This is a genomic window from Bacteroides sp., assembly GCF_019417265.1.
Lineage (GTDB): Bacteria > Bacteroidota > Bacteroidia > Bacteroidales > Bacteroidaceae > Phocaeicola.
Genome location: NZ_DXVR01000003.1, coordinates 1 through 20,816, shown reverse-complemented (window position 1 = coordinate 20,816; position 20,816 = coordinate 1). Strand labels below are relative to the sequence as shown.

Annotated in this window: 20 protein-coding genes; 6 read left to right on the top strand and 14 right to left on the bottom strand. The window is 40.6% G+C overall.

The features are described 5' to 3' along the window. The 3 genes from QZ379_RS01130 to QZ379_RS01120 all read right to left on the bottom strand — a co-directional run. Window positions 1–698: HipA domain-containing protein (locus QZ379_RS01130; protein WP_291557267.1), on the bottom strand; the 698-nt coding region annotated here is incomplete at its 3' end. Beyond that, on the bottom strand, window positions 695–1,015 hold the full coding sequence (locus QZ379_RS01125; protein ID WP_291557264.1) for a HipA N-terminal domain-containing protein: 321 nt from the start codon (window positions 1,013–1,015) through the stop codon (window positions 695–697). The genes QZ379_RS01130 and QZ379_RS01125, both read right to left, overlap by 4 nt. Beyond that, on the bottom strand, window positions 1,012–1,215 hold the full coding sequence (locus QZ379_RS01120) for a helix-turn-helix domain-containing protein (RefSeq protein WP_204445454.1): 204 nt from the start codon (window positions 1,213–1,215) through the stop codon (window positions 1,012–1,014). Before QZ379_RS01120 ends, QZ379_RS01125 begins: the two co-directional genes overlap by 4 nt. Window positions 1,216–1,510: 295 nt before the next feature. On the opposite strand from QZ379_RS01120, the gene QZ379_RS01115 reads away from it, so the two are divergent. The 6 genes from QZ379_RS01115 (at window position 1,511) to QZ379_RS01090 (ending at window position 7,604) form a co-directional block, all read left to right on the top strand. After that, entirely contained in the window at window positions 1,511–1,768 is a 258-nt protein-coding gene (locus QZ379_RS01115) for an OadG family protein (protein ID WP_291557254.1), read from the top strand. Between the two features lie 29 nt (window positions 1,769–1,797). Next, complete coding sequence (locus tag QZ379_RS01110) at window positions 1,798–3,642, top strand: biotin/lipoyl-containing protein (RefSeq protein WP_291557250.1); 1,845 nt, start codon at window positions 1,798–1,800, stop codon at window positions 3,640–3,642. Window positions 3,643–3,649: 7 nt separating this feature from the next. After that, entirely contained in the window at window positions 3,650–4,885 is a 1,236-nt protein-coding gene (locus tag QZ379_RS01105; protein ID WP_291557247.1) for a sodium ion-translocating decarboxylase subunit beta, read from the top strand. Between the two features lie 130 nt (window positions 4,886–5,015). Beyond that, window positions 5,016–5,873, top strand: coding sequence for an enoyl-ACP reductase (locus QZ379_RS01100; protein WP_235337345.1), 858 nt, complete (start codon window positions 5,016–5,018; stop codon window positions 5,871–5,873). A 12-nt stretch (window positions 5,874–5,885) separates the two neighbouring features. Further along, window positions 5,886–6,884, top strand: a complete 999-nt coding sequence (locus tag QZ379_RS01095; protein ID WP_291557241.1) for a gliding motility lipoprotein GldB — start codon at window positions 5,886–5,888, stop codon at window positions 6,882–6,884. 15 nt (window positions 6,885–6,899) lie between these two features. Then, window positions 6,900–7,604 (top strand): SAM-dependent methyltransferase, encoded by a 705-nt coding sequence (locus QZ379_RS01090; protein WP_291557238.1) that lies wholly within the window; start codon window positions 6,900–6,902, stop codon window positions 7,602–7,604. Here QZ379_RS01090 and QZ379_RS01085 read toward each other — a convergent pair. From QZ379_RS01085 to QZ379_RS01035, 11 genes are all read right to left on the bottom strand, one after another. After that, entirely contained in the window at window positions 7,595–8,623 is a 1,029-nt protein-coding gene (locus QZ379_RS01085) for a hypothetical protein (protein WP_291557235.1), read from the bottom strand. The two genes, QZ379_RS01090 and QZ379_RS01085, sit on opposite strands and share 10 nt — an antisense overlap. Continuing rightward, window positions 8,620–9,471 (bottom strand): lipoyl synthase, encoded by an 852-nt coding sequence (lipA, locus tag QZ379_RS01080; RefSeq protein ID WP_291557232.1) that lies wholly within the window; start codon window positions 9,469–9,471, stop codon window positions 8,620–8,622. The genes QZ379_RS01085 and lipA overlap by 4 nt, the downstream gene beginning before the upstream one ends. 164 nt (window positions 9,472–9,635) lie before the next feature. Beyond that, the gene (locus tag QZ379_RS01075) at window positions 9,636–11,837 is read right to left on the bottom strand and encodes a DPP IV N-terminal domain-containing protein (RefSeq protein WP_291557229.1); all 2,202 of its coding nucleotides are present in this window, start codon (window positions 11,835–11,837) and stop codon (window positions 9,636–9,638) included. An 18-nt stretch (window positions 11,838–11,855) separates the two neighbouring features. Continuing rightward, a complete protein-coding gene (locus QZ379_RS01070) occupies window positions 11,856–13,088 on the bottom strand; it encodes an energy transducer TonB (RefSeq protein WP_291557226.1) in 1,233 nt (410 codons plus the stop codon). A 117-nt stretch (window positions 13,089–13,205) separates the two neighbouring features. After that, on the bottom strand, window positions 13,206–14,471 hold the full coding sequence (locus QZ379_RS01065; RefSeq protein ID WP_291557223.1) for an ABC transporter permease: 1,266 nt from the start codon (window positions 14,469–14,471) through the stop codon (window positions 13,206–13,208). A 14-nt stretch (window positions 14,472–14,485) separates the two neighbouring features. Then, entirely contained in the window at window positions 14,486–15,658 is a 1,173-nt protein-coding gene (locus QZ379_RS01060; protein ID WP_291557220.1) for an ABC transporter permease, read from the bottom strand. 10 nt (window positions 15,659–15,668) lie between these two features. Then, entirely contained in the window at window positions 15,669–16,655 is a 987-nt protein-coding gene (locus tag QZ379_RS01055; RefSeq protein ID WP_291557217.1) for a biotin/lipoyl-binding protein, read from the bottom strand. Window positions 16,656–16,664: 9 nt separating this feature from the next. After that, window positions 16,665–18,128, bottom strand: coding sequence for a TolC family protein (locus tag QZ379_RS01050; RefSeq protein WP_291557214.1), 1,464 nt, complete (start codon window positions 18,126–18,128; stop codon window positions 16,665–16,667). A 104-nt stretch (window positions 18,129–18,232) separates the two neighbouring features. Continuing rightward, window positions 18,233–19,597, bottom strand: a complete 1,365-nt coding sequence (locus QZ379_RS01045) for a S41 family peptidase (RefSeq protein ID WP_291557211.1) — start codon at window positions 19,595–19,597, stop codon at window positions 18,233–18,235. Between the two features lie 35 nt (window positions 19,598–19,632). Further along, window positions 19,633–20,505, bottom strand: a complete 873-nt coding sequence (locus QZ379_RS01040; protein WP_291557208.1) for a hypothetical protein — start codon at window positions 20,503–20,505, stop codon at window positions 19,633–19,635. Window positions 20,506–20,593: 88 nt separating this feature from the next. Continuing rightward, the coding region (locus QZ379_RS01035; protein WP_291557205.1) for a hypothetical protein at window positions 20,594–20,816 on the bottom strand (223 nt) is incomplete at its 5' end.

Sequence of the window (20,816 nt, the reverse complement as noted above, 5' to 3'; positions counted from 1 at the left end):
AAATCGTATGCCGGTGTCAAAACATAGTCCCCATCTGTGGTTTCCTGTAGTGAAAAGTTCTTCAGATGAGCATCACCGTTGCTGAAAAGATAATTGAAAAGTACTAATGTAAAGTATTTTGTCATTTCAACCTGCCATGCAGAAACATTCTGTCGCAACAGTCTGGCTATGTCCTCATAATTGCCGGTGTATTTGAAATCTTTTCCATTGTTTCTTTCTGTTTTACCGGCAATAGATGCGAAATCATCTTGTCTTATTTTTGAGCCATCTGCAGCGTAATCAAATCTTTTGGTTATATAAGCCGGTTGGCCATCGGAGAAAAATACCATAGCATTCTCGGCTGTTTTTATTTTATATACCTGACTGGCTATCTGCATAGTTAAATGTTCATTTGCGGGAATGTTATTTCTGAAGCGCAGGTGTTTGTAGTCAGGAATAGGTTTTATAATATAGCGTCCGGATTCTCCTTCAGGAGTTATGATAATCTTGCCTTTTTTTATTATTGCAGAGAGTTTCTCCTGCACCCCTGAAATAGAAATCCTATTTATTGAGGATATAAGGGACTCAGGACTGTCGTTATAGGAAAAATCCATGATATGGCTTACTTTTTTCCCATCAAAGACTTTACGGAGACAGGTTGGACTATAAGTATCGTACCCGGAAATAAGAGTACCCGGACAAACATTTATATTTCTCATAATTCTTGTATTGTTATGGCGCCAATAGTGTCGTGGCCGGCTGTGGCAAGTAGTAATCCAAAAGAGTCTTCTTCGTCTATTTTCAAAGTACGGCATTGGATGGTTTTGTTTGCTCCTTCTGACAGCATATTGAAGAAGAAAGGGAATAGTTCATCGGAAATATATTCTTCTTTTCGTTTGGGAAATGATAATGATATACTTCGCTGTTCCGGTTCTACAAGGTAAGCATCATCATATTTAAAAATATAATGCATATCGTCTGTTTCTGTCAGAACTCCTGCTACAACATTATTTGATAAAACTAAAGCACGTCTCATTCGTTAATAATCTTTACTTTCATTACTATTTCCAGACCAAGTATTTCTGCAATTCTTTCAAGGGTATTCAATGACGGATTTCCTTGTTGTGCTTCAATACTTTTGATTATGCGTACACTCAGACCTGTATAGTCTGATAAGTCTTGTTGGGTTAATCCCAACAATGTTCTGCGTTCTTTTATTAAATTACCATACTTCATAGTGCAATATACTTCACTTTCAATGCAAAAATATGTATTATTTTTGAGTAAAGCAAATATTTGTGCAATATATTGCACTTATAATTTATGCGTTTATTATGAAATATGTAGAATTATCAGATGGATTTATCGGTTTATTATTAAAACGAAATGTGTAAAATATATTTCAAACTTATGAATGTTGAGAATTTTAAACTTTTTTGTATCAATGCAATATATTAAATTGGTATATTTGGGCGGCTTTTAAGTTTAATGGCTTGGAAAGGTGTCTATAATACATTAAAATTAGATATATATGGAAAATATTGGAACAGGTCTGATGCTGATGCTCGTAGGTATGTGCACAGTGTTTGTAATCCTTCTCATTATTATCTGGCTTAGTACTCTTCTTATTAAGGCAGTCAACAAGTTTGCTCCGCCGGAAGAGGAAGTCAAGAGTAAGCCGGCAGTAGCAACCGTGTCATTGGAAGAGGATTCCGTGAAGGCGATTAATATTGCTGTGGAGAAACTTACAGGCGGTAAGGGCAAGGTGATGAAAATTGAGAAGTTATAACAGACTAAAAATGAAAACACATTAAGAAAATGGAAAAAGAAGTAAAATTCAGTCTGGTATTCCGCGATATGTGGCAGAGTGCCGGAAAATATGTACCACGTGTTGACCAGTTGGTAAAGATTGCTCCCGTGATAGTGGAAATGGGATGCTTTGACAGAGTTGAGACTAACGGAGGCGGTTTTGAACAGGTAAATCTGCTGTTTGGTGAAAATCCTAACAAGGCTGTGAGAGAATGGACCAAGCCTTTTCACGAAGCAGGAATACAGACACATATGTTGGACCGCGCTTTGAACGGACTGAGAATGAGTCCTGTTCCGGCAGACGTGAGAAGACTGTTCTATAAGGTGAAGAAAGCGCAGGGTACTGACATTACACGTACTTTCTGCGGACTGAACGATGTCCGTAATATAATCCCTTCTATAGGATATGCACATGATGCGGGAATGATTTCACAGTGCAGCCTGTGTGTCACTTATTCTCCTATACATACTGTGGAATATTATCTCGATATGGCGAAGAAGCTTATCGATGCAGGATGCGACGAAATATGTATCAAGGATATGGCCGGTATCGGTCGTCCTGTGTTCCTTGGAAAACTTGTTGCCGGAATAAAGAAGATAAAGGATATAACCATACAGTATCACTCTCATGCCGGTCCGGGATTTAATATGGCTTCTATACTTGAGGTTTGTAAGGCCGGATGCGACTATGTGGACTGCGGTATGGACCCGTTGTCATGGGGAACAGGTCATGCAGACATTATCAGTGTGCAGGCTATGCTGAAGGATGCCGGTTTCAAGGTTAAGGAAATCAATATGAATGCCTATATGAGGGCAAGAACTATGATACAGGAATTCATGGACGACTTCCTCGGATTGTATATCAGCCCTAAGAACCGTATGATGAACTCATTGCTCGTAGGTCCGGGACTTCCGGGAGGTATGATGGGTAGTTTGATGGCTGACCTTGAAACAAACCTTGAATCTATAAATAAGTATAAGGCAAAGAATAATCTGCCGCTTATGACTCAGGATGAATTGCTTATAAAGCTGTTCGATGAGGTATCATATGTATGGCCGCGTGTAGGTTATCCATGTCTGGTAACTCCTTTCAGCCAGTATGTAAAGAATCTGGCAATGATGAACGTCATTCAGATGGAGAAAGGCAAGGAACGCTGGGCTATGATAGCAGACGATGTCTGGGATATGATACTCGGTAAGGCCGGAGCACTGGCAGGTCCGTTGGCAGACGAGATAGTAGAGAAAGCAAAGAGTGAGGGTAGGGAATTCTTTACAGGCAATCCTCAGGACAACTATCCTGACCAGCTTGATAAATACCGTCAGATGATGGCTGAGAAAGGATGGAAAACAGGTCAGGACGATGAAGAACTGTTCGAGTATGCTATGCATCCGGCTCAGTATGAGGCATACAAGAGCGGAAAGGCTGAGGCAGACTTCCTAACAGATGTAGAGAAACGCCGTGCTGAGGCTGAAGGCGGTTCTATGCCTAAGGAAGGAACTCAGGTGCTTACTGTAGATGTGAACGGAAAACCATACCGTGTGACTGTAGCTTTCGGTGATACTGCATTGCCTGCACAGTCTGCGTCTTCTGATGGCAGTCAGCAAGCTGCTGCATCTGGTGAGGGCAAGGATGTGCTTTCTCCGCTTGAAGGAAAATTCTATCTTACAAAATCGGCTCAGGAAACTCCTGTTAAAGTAGGCGATAATGTTAAAAAGGGAGATACGCTTTGCTATATAGAGGCTATGAAAACTTATATAGCAGTAAATGCCGATTTTGACGGCGCTGTTACCGCCATCTGTATGAACTCGGGCGATTCTGTTTCTGAAGATAATGTATTAATGAAGATTAAATGATAGCAGTATGGAAGAGATTTTTGAACGACTATACGATATGACTGCGTTCAGCAATATAATTGCCGATCCGCGGTTTCTTATAATGTATGCCATAGCTTTCGTACTGCTTTACTTGGGTATAAAGAAACAGTACGAACCGCTGTTGCTTGTGCCTATAGCTTTCGGAGTGTTGCTCGCCAACTTCCCCGGAGGGGAGATGGGAGTGATTCAGGCCGACGAGAATGGTATGGTGATGGTGAATGGCGTGATGAAGAATATATGGGAAATGCCTTTGCATGAGATAGCCCATGAATTAGGATTGATGAACTTCATTTATTATATGCTCATCAAGACTGGATTCCTTCCGCCGGTAATATTCATGGGTGTGGGTGCGCTGACTGATTTCGGACCTATGCTGCGTAATCTCCGTCTTTCTATTTTCGGAGCGGCTGCACAGCTTGGTATCTTTGCAGTGCTTATAGTTGCAATAATGGTTGGCTTTACTCCTCAGGAAGCGGCTTCATTAGGTATAATAGGTGGAGCGGACGGCCCTACAGCGATATTTACTACTATAAAGCTTGCTCCTCATCTGCTCGGTCCTATAGCGATTGCAGCTTATTCGTATATGGCACTTGTTCCTGTAATTATACCGTTGGTTGTCAGACTGTGGTGCACTAAGAAAGAACTTAGCATCAATATGAAGGAGCAGGAGAAGAAATATCCTCCTACTATCGAAATAAAGAACATGCGAGTGCTGAAGATAGTATTTCCGATAGCGGTTACTACCATTGTGGCATTGTTCGTGCCGAGTGCAGTCCCATTGGTAGGTATGCTGATGTTCGGTAACCTGGTGAAGGAAATAGGTTCGAACACATCACGTCTGTTCGATGCTGCGTCAAACAGTATAATGAATGCAGCAACCATTTTCCTCGGTATCTCCGTAGGTGCGACAATGACTACTGATGCTTTCCTTAACTGGACTACAATAGGTATCGTGATTGGCGGTTTTCTTGCCTTCGGTCTTTCAATATCAGGCGGTATTTTCTTTGTCAAGATATACAATCTTTTTACGAAAAAGAAAATCAATCCTCTTATCGGTGCAACAGGATTGAGCGCCGTGCCTATGGCAAGCCGTGTGGCTAATGAGATAGCCTTGAAGTATGACCCTAAGAATCATGTTCTGCAGTATTGTATGGCCAGCAACATTTCAGGTGTGATAGGTTCTGCGGTAGCTGCCGGAGTACTTATTTCTTTCCTCGGATAATGTGTCTGAACTGACGTGTTGTTAAAGTTTTTTATAGCAAAACTGCTCAATATTAAAGAAAAGTGAGCAAAAGTGGCATATATTGTAAATAAAGATGTATCTTTGCATCTGTAATAACAAATTTAAATATATGAGTTATAATTTGCTTAAAGGAAAGAGGGGTATTATTTTCGGTGCCCTGAACGAACAGTCAATAGCATGGAAAGTAGCTGAAAAAGCTGTTGAAGAAGGTGCGATAATCACATTGTCAAACACTCCTGTAGCAGTGCGTATGGGTGAGGTTTCTGCTTTGGCGGAAAAATTGAATTGTGAGGTTATACCTGCCGACGCAACAAGCGTTGAAGATTTGGAAAATGTCTTCAAGCGTTCTATGGAAGTATTGGGAGGAAAGGTAGACTTTGTTTTACATTCTATCGGTATGTCTCCAAATGTTCGTAAGAAACGTACATACGATGACTTGGATTACGATATGTTGAACAAAACTCTTGATATCTCTGCAGTGTCTTTCCATAAGATGATTCAGGCTGCAAAGAAACTTGATGCGATAAACGAATACGGTTCAATCCTTGCATTGAGTTATGTTGCCGCACAGCGTACATTCTATGGATATAACGATATGGCTGATGCAAAAGCTCTGCTTGAATCTATAGCACGCAGCTTCGGTTATATTTACGGACGCGAACATCATGTGCGTATCAACACTATCTCTCAGTCGCCTACTATGACTACTGCCGGATCAGGTGTTAAGGGTATGGATAAGTTGTTCGACTTTGCAAACCGTATGTCACCTCTTGGCAACGCTTCTGCTGACGAGTGTGCTGACTACTGTATTGTTATGTTCTCTGACTTGACTAAGAAGGTTACAATGCAGAACCTGTTCCACGATGGTGGATTCTCAAGCGTAGGTATGAGTCTTCGTGCGATGGCTACATACGAAAAGGGTCTTGATGAATATAAAGATGAAAACGGTAACATTATCTACGGATAATAAATTTTATTAATGCGATACATTTTAATCATAATATTAAGTTTATTTGCGCTTTCTGCCTGTCGTGATGATAGGCAGGAAGACTTTTTTTTATCTGAAAATGGGATTAAGATTCATAGATATGACAGGTTGCAGTTCGAGGCTTCGGCATTAAACAGCTTTACTTCGCTGCAGAAAATGAATACGAATTATCCTCATGCTACGAAACTTCTTATCGAGGATGTTTTGGCCTTAGGGTCGGTGGATGATGAGAAAATAAATGACCGCCTGTGTGCTTATTATTCTGATACTTCTCTTGTAAATCTGATGTTGGATGTGGAAGATAAGTATAAGGACCTCAGTAGTTTCGAGAAGGAGCTCACAAAGGGATTTGTGTTCCTGAAGAAGAGGATTCCGTCAATTCCAATACCTGTAGTGTATTCGCAGATTTCAGCTCTCAATCAGTCTATAGTAGTGGCGGACAGTCTTATCGGAATAAGCCTTGACAAGTATATGGGCGAGGAATATCCGATGTACAAGCGTTACTATTATGATTATCAGAGAAGAACGATGAATCCTGAAAGAATCGTTCCGGACTGTATCTCTTTTTATTTGCTCAGTCTTTATCCTTTCCCGTGGGAAAGGGATCATCGTACGTTGTTCGATGTGATAATGTACAGAGGAAAGATAGCATGGGTTACAGAAAAGGCTTTAGGCTCAGGTGAGCTTGGGGCAAAACTGCTTGGGTACAACAAGCAGCAACTTACATGGTGCAGCAACAACAGAAAGCAGTTTATAGAATGGGTAGGAAAATCAAACCATCTGGAGAGTACTGACCCTATGATTATACGTTCTTATGTTCAGTCTATGCCTAATCCGTTCCTGAAGGATGAGGTTCCTCCAATGATAGGGGTGTGGTTAGGAATGCAGTATATTGATGCATACATGAAAAGCAATCCGGATGTTACTTACAAAGAGCTTCTGAATAATACGGATTATGAAGGGATGTTGATGGATATTGACATTAACTGATTTAGACTTGATAATATGGAAACAGCATTATATCTATTGCCGGTTACATTGGGTGATACATCTGTAGAGAAAGTTCTGCCGGCATACAACAAGGAAATTATAACAGAGATAAAATATTTTATCGTAGAGGATGTGCGTTCTGCGCGCAGATTTCTGAAGAAAGTGGATCGTTCTATAGTGATTGACGATTTGACTTTTTTTACTCTTAACAAACATACTTCGCCGGAAGAAATCTCCGGTTATCTCAAACCTCTTGCAGAGGGTAATTCAATGGGAGTTATATCAGAAGCCGGTTGCCCTGCCGTGGCAGACCCGGGCGCAGACGTGGTGGCCATTGCTCAGCGTAAGAATTACAAGGTTGTTCCTTTGGTAGGACCATCGTCGATAATACTCTCTGTAATGGCTTCCGGATTCAACGGTCAGAGCTTTGCTTTTCATGGCTATCTGCCGATTGACGCAAATGAAAGACTTAAAAGGCTGAAAGAACTCGAGAGTAGAGTCTATTCGGAAAATCAGACTCAGCTGTTTATTGAAACTCCATACAGAAATAATAAGATGATGGAGGATATAATCAAGGCTTGTCGTCCGCAAACCAAACTGTGTATTGCTGCAAATATCACTTGCGAGGGAGAGTACATCAAGACTCGTACACTGAAGGAATGGAATGGCAAACTGCCTGATTTATCAAAAATTCCATGTATATTCCTTATTTACAAATAGAAATCTTTCCATAGGCTGGCTGCATCTTTAAGATGTTCCAGCTCTTTTTTTATGTGTGGGTTTAATTGCGGAGAGCTTTTGTTTATTTCATCAAAACCGATGAATCTTCCTTCTATTTTTATATCCTTTTCGTCCTTTATGGGAAGTATGAACAGGAGTATATTGTTCTGAATGCCACATGAACATTCTTCTCCGTATTGTAATATCAGGCGTGGCTGTACATCGTTAGTTGTAAATCTACCGGCTGTTTTTACAGCATATTTTCTGCAGTCATCTATGTTGCCTTCAAAGTTTCTTTCTATAGGAATGTCCCATACTTTATTCGACGGGATGTTTTTCTGTGACAACATCAGTTTGCCGTTACATATGGGAGCAATACGGATTATGTTCTGTCGTGACTTCTCTATCTTTGCAACTATATGTATCCCTAATGTGTTTACAATCAGACAAATGATATATATAGATACAGGCACTACGTTTATCATGAAAAATCGCCCTTCAGGGCTCCAGTCGTGGTTTAGTGTCTTTATTATGTAGAGCAGCAGCAGATGGACAGAGGAAAGAATGATGATGATTTTTGTTTCAAACTTGTAGGAGAAACATACTCTTATTCCTAATTTGCTCACCACATCCTTGTACAGTTCAGGTGCTGAGTAGTATATGAATGCAAATATCATCAGCGAGAACTCCACTGTAGGGGTAATGGTGTTCAAAGGAATGTATTTATATCCCCAGAACAGTCTGAGAAAGAAACATGTACCGATTCCGAATGTACCAAGGAGAAGGAAAAAGTTAAGGTCCTTCATTTTCAGAATGTTATATCCAAGCATTATTATGCTTAGAGCCAGTCCGGCTCCAAGCATTTCTGTGTTTGGAAAGAAATGTAGCCCGATTAATGTTATTATGATAGGCACAAGTCCTATTGATACAATTTTGTTCCTTAGATTCATGCTCATGTCCTGTTCGCTGTTTTCAATATATCTCAAAGAATCAACAAACAAGATTACGGTATTGTTCACTTATGTACAATATGTTTTTCTGCATGGTAAGAAGACCTTACGAGCGGGCCGCTTTCTACAGTCTGGAAACCTTTCTTTTCGCCTATGGTTTTATATTCGAGGAATTGTTCCGGGTTGATGTATTCTGCCACAGGATAGTGCTTGTGGGTCGGTTGGAGGTATTGTCCTATTGTAAGTATCTTGCATCCTGCCTCAAGAAGGTCATCCATGGTCTGCAGAACTTCATCCTTGCTTTCTCCGAGTCCTACCATAATGCCAGATTTTGCAGTTATTCCGCTTTCTGAAATAAGCTTTATTACATTAAGGCTTGTGTCATATTTTGCAACGCTTCTGACCATTGGGCTGATTCGTCTTACTGTTTCCATATTGTGTGACAGTATATCAGGTCTGGCTGATATGACCTGGCTTATGAGGTCTTTTTTACCCTGAAAGTCAGGAATGAGTGCTTCAATGGTTGTTTCAGGATTTACCTCTTTGATTTTAAGTAATGTTTTTGTCCAGTGTGAAGCTCCCAAATCTTCCAAATCATCCCTGTCTACGGAGGTGATTACCGCATGATTAAGCCTCATTAGTCTTATGGATTCAGCTACGTTGGCCGGTTCGTTCTCATCGAGTGGGAGAGGCTTTCCGGTGCATGTGTTGCAGAATTTGCATGAGCGTGTACATATGGCTCCGCAAATCATGAAGGTGGCCGTACCTTTACCCCAACATTCGCCCATATTCGGACATCGACCGCTGCTGCATATAGTGTGTAGTTTATGAGTATCTACTATCTTTTTTGTTTCAGCATATTTGGCATTGGCGCTTATACTGATTTTCAGCCATTCAGGTTTTCTTATGTGTGTCATAGTATTTTCTTTTATTAGCAGGTATATGAAAGTGAATATTTACTGAACGGTTAGTGAACGGCTTCTGAACATTCGGTGAATGGTTTCTGAAACAGAGAGGATAGTTTATTTTCTGTTTATTTGCCGTTCACCGGATGTTCACCGAGCGTTCGCCGTTGTCTTTATTACAGATTGTTGATAAAGAATTCGCTCACTCTTGTCATAAGGTGATGTCTGGTATTACCACCGAAAATGCTGTGATTACGGTTGGTATAAATCTGCATATCGAACTGGATGCCTGCCTGTACAAGAGCCTCTGCATATTCCGCACAGTTCTGATAATGAACATTGTCGTCGGCAGTACCATGGATAAGCAGAAGACTACCTTTCAGGTTTGCAGCTCTATCTATAGCTGAACCGGCCTTGTAACCGTCACCGTTTTCCTTAGGTGTACGCATGAATCTTTCTGTGTAGACAGTGTCGTAATATTTCCAGCATGACGGAGCTGCTATGGCTACACCGGCTTTAAAGGCGCCGCTTCCGTCGCTCATTGACATCAGTGTGTTATATCCTCCAAAGCTCCATCCCCAGATACCGATTCTTTTACCATCGACGTATGGAAGTGAGCTGAGATATTTGGCTGTTTCAACCTGGTCTTCAGATTCTTTTACACCGAGATACAGATATGTGCATTTTTCGAATTCTGCTCCACGTCCGCCTGTTCCGCGTCCATCAACGCATACCATGATATATCCTTTGTCGCACATATATGCTTCGAACATACCTCCATCTCCGAAACTTCCTATACCCCATTTGTCGAGTACCTGCTGTGAGCCCGGGCCACTGTACTGGTGCATTATCACCGGATATTTCTTGTTTGGATTGAAATCTACAGGTTTCATAATCCAACCGTTCAGTTCTGTTCCGTTGCTTGTCTTGAAAGTAAAGAATTCTTTCTGCGGCAAGTTCAGCGATTTGGTTTCTTCTTTAAGTTCCTTATTGTCGAGCAATGTCACTATTTCTTTTCCCTTATTGTTGTTAATAGTGATAAGGGTAGGGGTAGTCATATTGGAGAAAGTATTGATGAAGTATTCCATATTGCTACTGAAAATGGCATTGTTTGTACCTTCTCTTTTTGAAAGTTTAGTTACTTCTCCCTTCTTATTGACTTTAAAGATGGCTGTTCTCAGCGGGCTGTTGTCATATCCTCTGTAATAGAATTCGTCAGTCTTTTCGTTCCATCCGAGGAAATCTGTTACTTCATATTTTCCTTTTGTTACCTGTCTGACAAGGTTACCGCCTATAGTGTAGAGATACAGATGGTTGTAGCCATCTCTTTCACTCATCATCACTATGTTTTCATTATAGAATTTGATGTTGGCATAAGCAGGTTCTTTTATGTATTGTTCGGCTTCGTCACGTATTGTAAGTTTACAAATCCCACTTCTTGGATTAGCCATATACATATCGAATCTGTTCTGATGACGGTTTAGAGTCATGATTGCCAGTTTCTCAGGGTCGGAAGTGAATTTTATGCGTGGTATATATCCGTCAGCATCCAGAGGCAAGTCCATTTTTCTTGTAACCTTGCTCTTGATGTCGAAAGTATGAACACTGACAGTAGAATTTACTTCTCCTGCCTTAGGATATTTATACTCATAAGCTCCCGGATAGTATTCGTATTCGCTTTTCTCCGGTGCCAGACCTTTGTACCATGGGAAAGAGAATTGTTTAACCTTGCTTTCATCGAATTTGATGTACGCTATCATTTTGCTGTCAGCGCTAAATTCGAAAGCTCTGTTGAATCCGAATTCCTCTTCGTAAACCCAGTCAGGAATACCATTCAGTACTTTATTGTATTCTCCATCTTTCGTTACCTGCGATTCGCTGTTGCCAAACAACAGTTTTACGAGGAATATATTGTTGTTTCTTACAAAGGCTATCTGGAAACCGTCCGGTGAGAAAAGAGGTACTTGCTGCGGACCATTATTTGAAAGAGGTTCTATCTTGTTGTTTTTTACGTTGTAAATATAATATTCAGCTGTAAATGAACGTCTGTAGATAGGCTTGGTTTCAGTTTGAATAAGTATAAGTTTTTCATCAGGCGACATGATATAGTCATCGAATGATTTAAGACTGCAGTCGCGTGCTGTTGTAACGTCGAATATTGTACCTACTTCCTTGCCTGTTTTGAATGAGTACTTTACAATTCGTTTTCTGTCAGCACTGATTTGTGTATAATGTTCGCCATCAAGCATAGGTCTTAATCCGTAAATGTTTTTGGCACGGTATGTTCCATTAGCAACATCTTTTAGTGTTACCTTTTCCGCCTGCATGCCGAATGTCAGTCCGACAATCATCAGCAATAGTGTGAATAATCTTTTCATGCGTAAGTAAATTTATTGTTAAAGTTCTTTTATTCCAAACAGCCATCTGAAGAATCTTATGAAAGCATTTCTCTTCTTCACTTTGGCCGGTTTGTCTGTAGTTATCTTTTCGTTTTCAAGTTGTTTCTGTATTGCAGTAGAGTCATTTGCTATCGTATCAGTAGATATTATAATACTGTCTTTCAATAAGCTGTCTTTTGCAATACTGTCTGTTATTAATGAATCAGTCATTATCGTTATGCTGTCTTTTATTGCAGTCAGACTATCTGCCTGTATTTCCTTAATAGGACTTTGTACGACGACAGGTTTTGGTACAGGTATCTTGAATGCTATAGGCACTGAATATTTGCATCTTACTTTTACTCCATGGTCTGAGGCCGGATTCCATCTTGGCATACCTTTTATCAGGTTCATGGCTACCGAGTCAAGTGAAGTTTCCAGTCTTCTTACAACTCTCGGACTTGTGATGTCACCGTTTTTCTCTACCACGAACTGCATTACCACTACACCTTCTATCTTGTTCTTTTTTGCTTCTTCCGGATATTTCAGATTGCGGTCTATGTACCTCTTGAAATATTTCATTCCTCCAGGATATTCAGGCATTTTTTCTACGTTGGAATATATCTTCTCGCCACTCTTTTTTCGCATAACGATATTGTATGCTTCGTTCTGGTTTATCAGAAAAGGGCTTACTGTCATGGACAGGTTTTCCATACCGTCGGCTCTTATTATGATATAGTGGTTGAAGTCCGCAACTATGGAAAACAGGCCAATCTCATCGGTAGAAGTATATTTGCCTGTACCCTGAATACTGACAGTTGCCCCGGTTATCGGTTCGCCGTCCTCTGTTGTTACGATACCTTCTATATTGAATGTACTGTTTTCCTGTTTAAATCTCAGAATGTCTTCCTTGCTGTCTATGCAGAAGTCCGGTTCTGTATTCTCTTTGTCGAGTGTGAATGTCTTTTCAGGATTCTTGGTATCCTCATTAAGATAAATGTTGGCTGTTCGCTTATAGTTTTTGGGAACTTCATATTCAAAGCTGATAATACCGCATGAGTCGGGCTTGTATACATCGCTTCTTCCGGTTACCTTAAGGAATACACCGGTCTGAGGTTCGCCTATAGAGTTTTTAATTTCAACCTTGAATTTTGTTTTAGTATCATCATTGATGCCGTTAATGGATGCTGTGGCATTTACATTATAAAGATGGAGTAGTAAGACAGTTATGTAAAGGTTAATTCTTTTCATTGATTTCATGTACATAAAAAAAGCTTTGCAAACGTTTTTAAAACCATTTGCAAAGCTAATAGTATTATCTCTTATTAGTATAAGATGAATTGTTAATAATGATGAACTTACGGTACGTTACGCCATAATATTCTCTTTTTTCTTCAGTCGGAAATATTTTCTTGCTTTTTTGAGTTTTTCTTCCACATGTCTGTGGCTTATCTGTATCTGTCTGCGATAAACTATGCAGGTGGTTATGAAGTATATGCCTGTATGAATCCAGAGTGCCCTGAACTCAGGCAGAACATCAGACAGTGTGGCACCCATACTGTTGATTCTGACAAATCCGTTTATGCCGAAGGTAGACGGGAAAATCCATGAAACCACCTTCCAGAAATCAGGAATTGCAGCTCCGGGCCATGATATGCCGGAGATGAACAGCAGAGGTACAGACGTGAATACATAAATCATCATACACGATTCTCTGTGATGGATGAATATGGAGCATGTCATCGCAAAGAATATGCAGGCAAACAGATAAGGAAGGATAAATACCAGCAATGTTATGGGGTCGGGCAACTGAACCAGACTGAACATTTTTGGCACTGCGCATAACACATAGGCCGAAACCATGGCATAAATCAGGAAATATGCCAGAGATTTGCCCAGTACGATTCTAAGTGTACCATTGTATTTCCTGCTTAACGGAACAAGATCCTGATATCTGTTTGTTTCTCTTGCTGTTCCGGCCGATAAACCTATTCCGAGCAACAATGTTTGCTGGATTATCAGTATGAGAACGGCGGGTATAAGGAAACTTGCAAATCCGTCCTGAGGATTGAACAGTGATACTTCTTCATATTCAATGGGAGCAGTGCTTATCTCATCCTGGCGTGCAGTGGTGTTACCCATTCTTTTGATTTTTATATCCTTGTTCATCTCAAGAGATACATTCGTTGTAGCCATCAGCAGAGATTTGTAGTACAGCAGTCCGCTCATGTCGCTGAATATGCTTACGGAAGTTTGTTTCCCTTGCGAAATATCGCGTGCAAATTCTTCGGGAATGTATATAATGCCATACACCCTTCCTTCCTCTATGAGATTCTGCGCTTCCTCCATATCGGCACAATAGGACTGTACCTTAATGTCGGGAGTTGCATCCACCATTCGTATAAACTCTCTGCTTAAGGATGAATGGCTATAGTCTACAACAGCTGCAGGAACATCTCTGACAACCTCTTCAGTATATATAAATGCATATACCAAAGGATATGCCAAAGGAACAAGAATGAAGAATATAAGTACTCCCTGATCCTTAAAAACGCTTTTCAGTTCCTTAGCACATATATGGAACAGACTTGAGAATCCCTGACGGAAAATATTTCTAAATGATTGATGTTTCATAATTCAAAATAGTATTAAGGGAGATATTCATATGTCTCCATAATATGTCTCAGCTTCTTCAGTACGAAGAACGGCAAGAGAAGGAACAGCATTAGTGCCACTACGGAATGCCATGCATAAATTATCGGATAGCCGTTGAGTGCCTGATTCACGTATAGCAGGAAGTAGTGCCTCAACGGGAACAGGTTACTAAGTGCCTGCAGGGTAGGGTGCATCGCCATTACCGGGAATGTAAATCCAGAAATGGAGAATGACAGTACTCCCCAAAGAGAAGCCGCACTTAATGAAAGACGCAGCGAACCGAAAAGTCCGTAAAAGAATATTCCTACAGACTGTGATGCTAATACAAGCAACAGACCTGCCATAATCATAGGGAAAATTCCTCCATGACATGGGAAATGCAGAAATCCGTACAGGTAGATATTATGGAATGTAGCCATAATGAAAAACACCAATGTCTGAGGCAGAATCTTTCCGACGAGTGCTGTCACAATGGAACCATCGGCCAGTCTCATCAACTCTTTTCCTGCATTGTCTTTAATCTCTGTACCTAAAGTGTATGCTGTGGTTAGGAATATCAGCAGCATCAGAACTCCCGGGAAAAGGGTATTACACAGATAAATGGAATAATTCAACCATGGATTGTGTATGGCATGTGTGTCTATGACTATTGGTTGCAGAAATGCCATAGCCCGGTCCTCTGTAGCACCTTTGGCATAAAGCGTTGCTCTTCCTACAGCTCCTCCGGCCAACTCTGACATGGTTCTCATATCCCTGTATATCAGTGAGCCTGCTATAAGATATGAATAGTTTGCATAAAATGAAACCTTAGGCTGTCTGCTGGCGAGTGTTTCCTCGGTAGTCCCTTCAGGAATGTAGTAGAATGCATATATCTCACCTTTTTGTACGGCTTTTCTTGCTTCTGCCACACTACTATAATGTGCCACTATCTTTGTCTGCTGGAAAGCATCCAGATTTCTGATAATATTTCTTGTGGTAGATGTATTGTCGAGGTCCACCACCCCGGCAGGCAGGTCTGTCGGCAGTCCGTTACTCATAAGAGTAGCGAAGAACACGTAACAGAGCAGAGGCGCTATAATCATACAAAACAGATACATCGGTTTTGTAGCGATACGAAGCACCTCACGCCTCATTATCTTTATCAATTTATAGGCGGTATTCGACATATTGGCTTATTTATTTTTCAATTATAGCAGACATTCCCGGACGCAGATTCTCTACATTTTCTACGGCTTTTGCCCTAACTTCAAAAGTCTTGAGGTCGAACTGTCCTGTAGTTTTTGTAGCTTTCCATGCGGCATATGTGCCTAAGTCTTTCATGTAGTAAACCTTCAGAACGGCATCTTTTTTAAGAGCAGGAATATATGCCTTTATTTCTCCGCCTACAGTGAAATCCTTAAGTAAATCTTCTCTTACGTTGAATGTAATCCACATATCGTCCATCTGTGCAACATTCATTATAGGTGCACCTGTACCTACCAGTTCGCCTACTTTAGGGAAGATTTCTGTCACTTCACCGTCTGCAGATGCAACGAGATAAGTTTCGTTGATGTATGATGAAACTTCAGCCACGGCGCCTTTTGCACGTTCCACTTGTGCAGCAGCCATAGCCTTGTCTTCTGTCTGTGCTCCGTTCTTGGCCATTGTGTACTGTGCATTTGCAGCCTTCTCAGTAGCCTTCATAGCTTCATACTGCGCCTTAGCTTCATCTCTTTTCTGCTCTGAGACAACTCCCTGTTCAAACAGATTGTTTACTCTTTTATATGATTTCTCAGCAATTTCCAGACCGGCTTTGGCCTTCTGCCACATTTCAAAAGCAGCCTGTAGCTGTTCTGCACGGGTACCTTTGTTTGCTTTCTGGTTCATTGCAAGTGCAGCCTGTTCGGCAGCCTGTGCCTGCATCAGTTTAGCCATAACGTCCGGTGCTTCAAGAATGGCGAGTGTATCACCGGCCTTAACCTTGTCGCCTTCAGTGACGAAATATTTCAGTACACGTCCCGGAACCTTGCTTGAAACTCTGTATTCAGTAGCTTCAGCCTGTCCCTGGATTATCTCTGGATCTTTACCAAGAGTGAAGAACCCAATAACGCTAACGATGACAATAGCAGCCACCAATGTAAAAAATGCCAGCAAAACGTTGCTGTGTTGTGATTTATCAGCCATATCTTTTTATTATTTTAATGTTCCCATTGATTTTTGTAAATACAGTTCGCTCATCTTCATATCTATCTGAGCATCTATTTTGTCTGATTGTGCAGAAAGCCAGGCAGTCTGAGCCTCAAGTACGTTGCTTGTCGGTATCACTCCTTCCTTGAAACCAAGAGTCGCAAAACGAAGGTTCTCTTCGGCCTTGTCCATATTCTGTTCTGCCATGTGAAGCTGTTTTGTAGCTTCGTTTACCTTATATGAACTTTGTGTCACCTGAAGTTCCACTTTCTCCTTTACATCTTCAAGCTGATATCTGGCGATGTTTGCTTCAGCTTTTGCGGCTCTGACTTTATAGATACCTTCTCCCCAGTGGAATACAGGAACCTTGAGCACCACACCGGCAGCCCAGAAACCTCTGAACTTGTTCTCAAATCCATTGACAAGCGACGGGTTTGTAACTGCATAGTTTGCTGTAAGTGCGAGTGAAGGGAGGAACTCAGAACGTACCACATTAACTTTCTGTCTGTATATCTGCGATGCCAGTTCAAGACTTTTAAGCTCATGTCTGTTTGCCAGAGCTGTGTTTACATTACTTTCTGTATATAAATTAGGTAATGTAAGATTTTCCATATTTTCATCGGCTAACGAGATTTCCGTGTCAAGAGGCAAACCGCATATCTGGCATAATACCATCTTAGAGAGGCTCAATCCGTTTTCCACTTTCATAAGTGTCACTTCGGCTTCATTTCTCTTTACCTTGACGCTGAGTCCGTCAACTTTTGTGGCAACACCTTCAGCTATCATCTTGTCTATGTCCGAATCAAGAGTTTCCAATAGTTCAAGATAACTTTCAGCCAGTTTCTTCTTATTTACAAGAGAAACCACCTGCCAGTAAGCCTTGTCTGTGTTCAGAATGAGGTCTTCCATACCTGTGGCATGCTGCATCTGAGCCAACTGTTCGGCATATTTTGTAATCTTGTTGTAAGCGATGATTTTTCCACCCATGAACAATGGTTGGGTTAGGGTAGCAGCACCTGCAAACATATTTCTTGTGTCAGTGCGGAAAGCATCTACAAGTCCCTGGCCTACTCCGTTAAGTCCGGCAGTCAGTCCCGGTATCATGCCCTGCAATGGTTCCAGCAATGGTATTAACATAGGATTAGCCGCTGCAATCTGCTGAAATTGTTGCTGCAACTGTGCACCTGTGGCAGTTCCGATGTTACTGATTGAATTTTTCTGCTCGTCGCTGAGCAATGAAATCTCTTTCTGCGTACGCATGTAGGTTGCCATAATGTCGAACTTAGGCAGGTAGTTTGTAAATGCAGCCTTCTTGTTATAATGGGCGGCATTTATTTTCTCCTGTGCTATACGCAGTTCCTTGTTATTCTGGATAGCAAGGTTTCTGCAACTGTCTAATGACAGGATGCGTTGGCTGAAACCGTTGATTGTAATTCCGGCCAATAGGATTAAGCTAAGAAATCTTTTCATACCAAATGAAATGTTTTTTTTGTTTGGTTGTTTATGCAACATTGCAAATATATGCCTTATTAACAAAAAAACAAAGTATATTGTTGAAAAGATTTCTATTTTTTTTATTCTAAAATTGCTGATTTAGGCTTCAGGTCAATGGAACTGTTAAAATAATGTTTCTCCTCGATGCTTCTTGATGCTGTTTCCGGTGTTTCCTCTGTTTCGTCTTTAGTCGGGAAACTGCCTGTCTCTATGTGTTTTAGGATAGGAAGCATGAGCGAGTCCTGTTCTGTACCCAACTCTCCCAATTCTCCTTTAAGATTTTCTGCTATTTCGTAATCGGGTTTTAATCCGCTTGTATAATAATCGCTAAAATCCTCTGCATTGCTCAGAAGACTGTTTGTAAGCCAGAATTCGAGCATAGGTGCCTGTTCCTCGTCTGTGAACAGTTGTTGTGCAACATTCTTTCCGAAAGTCGCGGTTCCTACCTGAAACAGTCTTCCTGACATATATGGTTTCAGACAGTTTATTACTACCTCCGATGCAGATGCCGTATTGCCTGATGTTATTATATAAAGATTGTTATAGCTTAATGCAGAAGCATTTGCCAATAACGACTGTTCAAAATTCAGGACATCAGTTCTGTTGATGATATCGTTATGTGTCATTTTCAGGAAAGTATTTCCTATAGCTTCCTGTGGTGCAAGATTAGTGGAAATCATTTGTGCAGTAGTGACATACCCTCCCGGATTATATCTTAAATCGAGGATAATGTCATCGACAGGTTGTACGGCAAGGCTGTTGAATAGTTCTTTCAGCTTTTCCGTATCGTTATTGCCAAACTCATTATACATTATATAGGCAACTTTTTTGCCGCCAAAATCCGTCACCTGTGATTTGTACAGATTGTTGTTTTCTACTATTCTCGGTGATGGCATCTGTACGGTTTGCAGCGTATCGAATCCATTTTCATTGAGTTTTCCCATTGTGAAAAGGTATGCTTCCTTTGGTGATGTGATGTAAAACAGGTCGGAACTGTTTATCTTTTTGCTGTTGGCTGCAATGATGATATCACCTCTTTTAAGTCCTGCTTCATAGGCCGGAGAATTTTCCTGAGTATATAGCACTCTTATACCATAAGAACCGTTATTAGCTCTTACCATAGTACCCTCAAACCCGAAAGTTGGTGTTTGCGAAGTGCTTCTTGCTGATACATACACAGAGTCGATATGCGAGAAAGTAGCTCCTGATTTCTTATCTTTTGATGAAACGGCAGAATTTAGAAAATCGCTTGGCTTTTTAAAGAAGTCTAATGATTTCTTATTCGGCATATCCTGATAATACAGATACTCCTTCTGCATGGTTTCATACATCCATGTCTGTGTAGTTATAAGTGCGTAGTATTCTCCTGAGCGGTCTTCTCCGCATGATGAAACAAGGGCGGCTGTGAGAAGTCCGCCCATTATTCCATATATAGTTTTTTTCATTTTATTATTAGTGTTGTGCATAGACAATCCGTGGTTTACTTCAGTGTAAATGAGTTTTGTCCTATCATGTTTCCATCTGCAAAGATATATACCTTGTATGTACCGGATGGCATGAATTCTTCTACATCCCAATATACCGTAACAGTCTGTTCCTCACCGGTATATTCTATCATCTTCTTTATTGAATATGAGATGTTTCTGTCTTCGTAAGCAAATGTGTTTGAAGCACTTTTCGTAAGAACTTCGTTATCCGGTTTTGCTATTCTGACATAGACGGTTTTGTTTCCGGTCTTTGCTGTGATGTTCTTTACTATAGTGAATGAAATAGCAAGTTTCTTTACATCTTTTGCTTTTATTGCTTCGCGGTTGCGTCTGTTTAGTGGTTCTGTAACTATGTTGGTTGCATCTAATTGTGATGCAAGTGTTACCTTTTCGTTCAGTGATTCTTTTTCTTTCGACAGGTTAGTGATTTGTCGTGTAGCTGCACTATATTTGCTCTTTACCTCTCTGTTCTCTTCCTTAAGTGCTGCATTTATCTTATTAAGTGAGTCTATCTGCATGACATAGCTTCTCAGAACGGCTCTTACAGTTTTCAGCTCTTTCTTCAGCCTCATGATTTCTGCAGCATTGCTCGATTTAACCTGACGCAACTCTTCAAGCAGTCTTTGTGTCTTCAGTTTTTCACTTTCCAACTTTTCTCTCAGTGAGTCATTGTTTATTTGGATTTGGAGTTCGTCGTATTGTGTAGCAAAGGTGCTGTACTCATTTTCCATTTCCATTTTCTCTACAGCAAAGAGTTCAGACATCTCTTTGTTCTGTTGCATCTGATGAATTGCAAAGAATGATACACCGGCTATGATTATAGCAAGAACTACTATTATAATTATCAGAGATTTATTTTTATTCATACTTTTGTTTATTTGTAATACTGCGCAAAAATACAATATTTAGTCAAGATGTACGACTTTAATCACCAAAAAAAATATAATAATACTTCTATTCAAAGATAACTTTCTGTATCGGGTCTGTTGTCCAGCGGCGGAAGGTGAGGGTAGGGTATAGATCTTTTCCTTCTTTATCTATCCATTCGTTTAGAGAATTTGCTGCTGTTTGGTATTCTTCTGCTGTGTCTTGGTAGAATGAGATGCCTTTGAGTAATGAAGATGGGGCATCAATTTTTATATCATTTGATTCATATGATTTAGGCATTATGCAGTTA

Coding starts and splice junctions, on each gene's coding strand:
- QZ379_RS01050 (WP_291557214.1), bottom strand. CDS start 18,128: ATGAAAAGATTTCTTAGCTTAATCCTATTGGCCGGAATTACAATCAAC.
- QZ379_RS01110 (WP_291557250.1), top strand. CDS start 1,798: ATGGAAAAAGAAGTAAAATTCAGTCTGGTATTCCGCGATATGTGGCAG.
- QZ379_RS01040 (WP_291557208.1), bottom strand. CDS start 20,505: ATGAATAAAAATAAATCTCTGATAATTATAATAGTAGTTCTTGCTATA.
- QZ379_RS01060 (WP_291557220.1), bottom strand. CDS start 15,658: ATGTCGAATACCGCCTATAAATTGATAAAGATAATGAGGCGTGAGGTG.
- QZ379_RS01055 (WP_291557217.1), bottom strand. CDS start 16,655: ATGGCTGATAAATCACAACACAGCAACGTTTTGCTGGCATTTTTTACA.
- QZ379_RS01120 (WP_204445454.1), bottom strand. CDS start 1,215: ATGAAGTATGGTAATTTAATAAAAGAACGCAGAACATTGTTGGGATTA.
- lipA (WP_291557232.1), bottom strand. CDS start 9,471: ATGACACACATAAGAAAACCTGAATGGCTGAAAATCAGTATAAGCGCC.
- QZ379_RS01125 (WP_291557264.1), bottom strand. CDS start 1,015: ATGAGACGTGCTTTAGTTTTATCAAATAATGTTGTAGCAGGAGTTCTG.
- QZ379_RS01095 (WP_291557241.1), top strand. CDS start 5,886: ATGCGATACATTTTAATCATAATATTAAGTTTATTTGCGCTTTCTGCC.
- QZ379_RS01090 (WP_291557238.1), top strand. CDS start 6,900: ATGGAAACAGCATTATATCTATTGCCGGTTACATTGGGTGATACATCT.
- QZ379_RS01075 (WP_291557229.1), bottom strand. CDS start 11,837: ATGAAAAGATTATTCACACTATTGCTGATGATTGTCGGACTGACATTC.
- QZ379_RS01045 (WP_291557211.1), bottom strand. CDS start 19,597: ATGAAAAAAACTATATATGGAATAATGGGCGGACTTCTCACAGCCGCC.
- QZ379_RS01070 (WP_291557226.1), bottom strand. CDS start 13,088: ATGAAAAGAATTAACCTTTACATAACTGTCTTACTACTCCATCTTTAT.
- QZ379_RS01100 (WP_235337345.1), top strand. CDS start 5,016: ATGAGTTATAATTTGCTTAAAGGAAAGAGGGGTATTATTTTCGGTGCC.
- QZ379_RS01115 (WP_291557254.1), top strand. CDS start 1,511: ATGGAAAATATTGGAACAGGTCTGATGCTGATGCTCGTAGGTATGTGC.
- QZ379_RS01105 (WP_291557247.1), top strand. CDS start 3,650: ATGGAAGAGATTTTTGAACGACTATACGATATGACTGCGTTCAGCAAT.
- QZ379_RS01065 (WP_291557223.1), bottom strand. CDS start 14,471: ATGAAACATCAATCATTTAGAAATATTTTCCGTCAGGGATTCTCAAGT.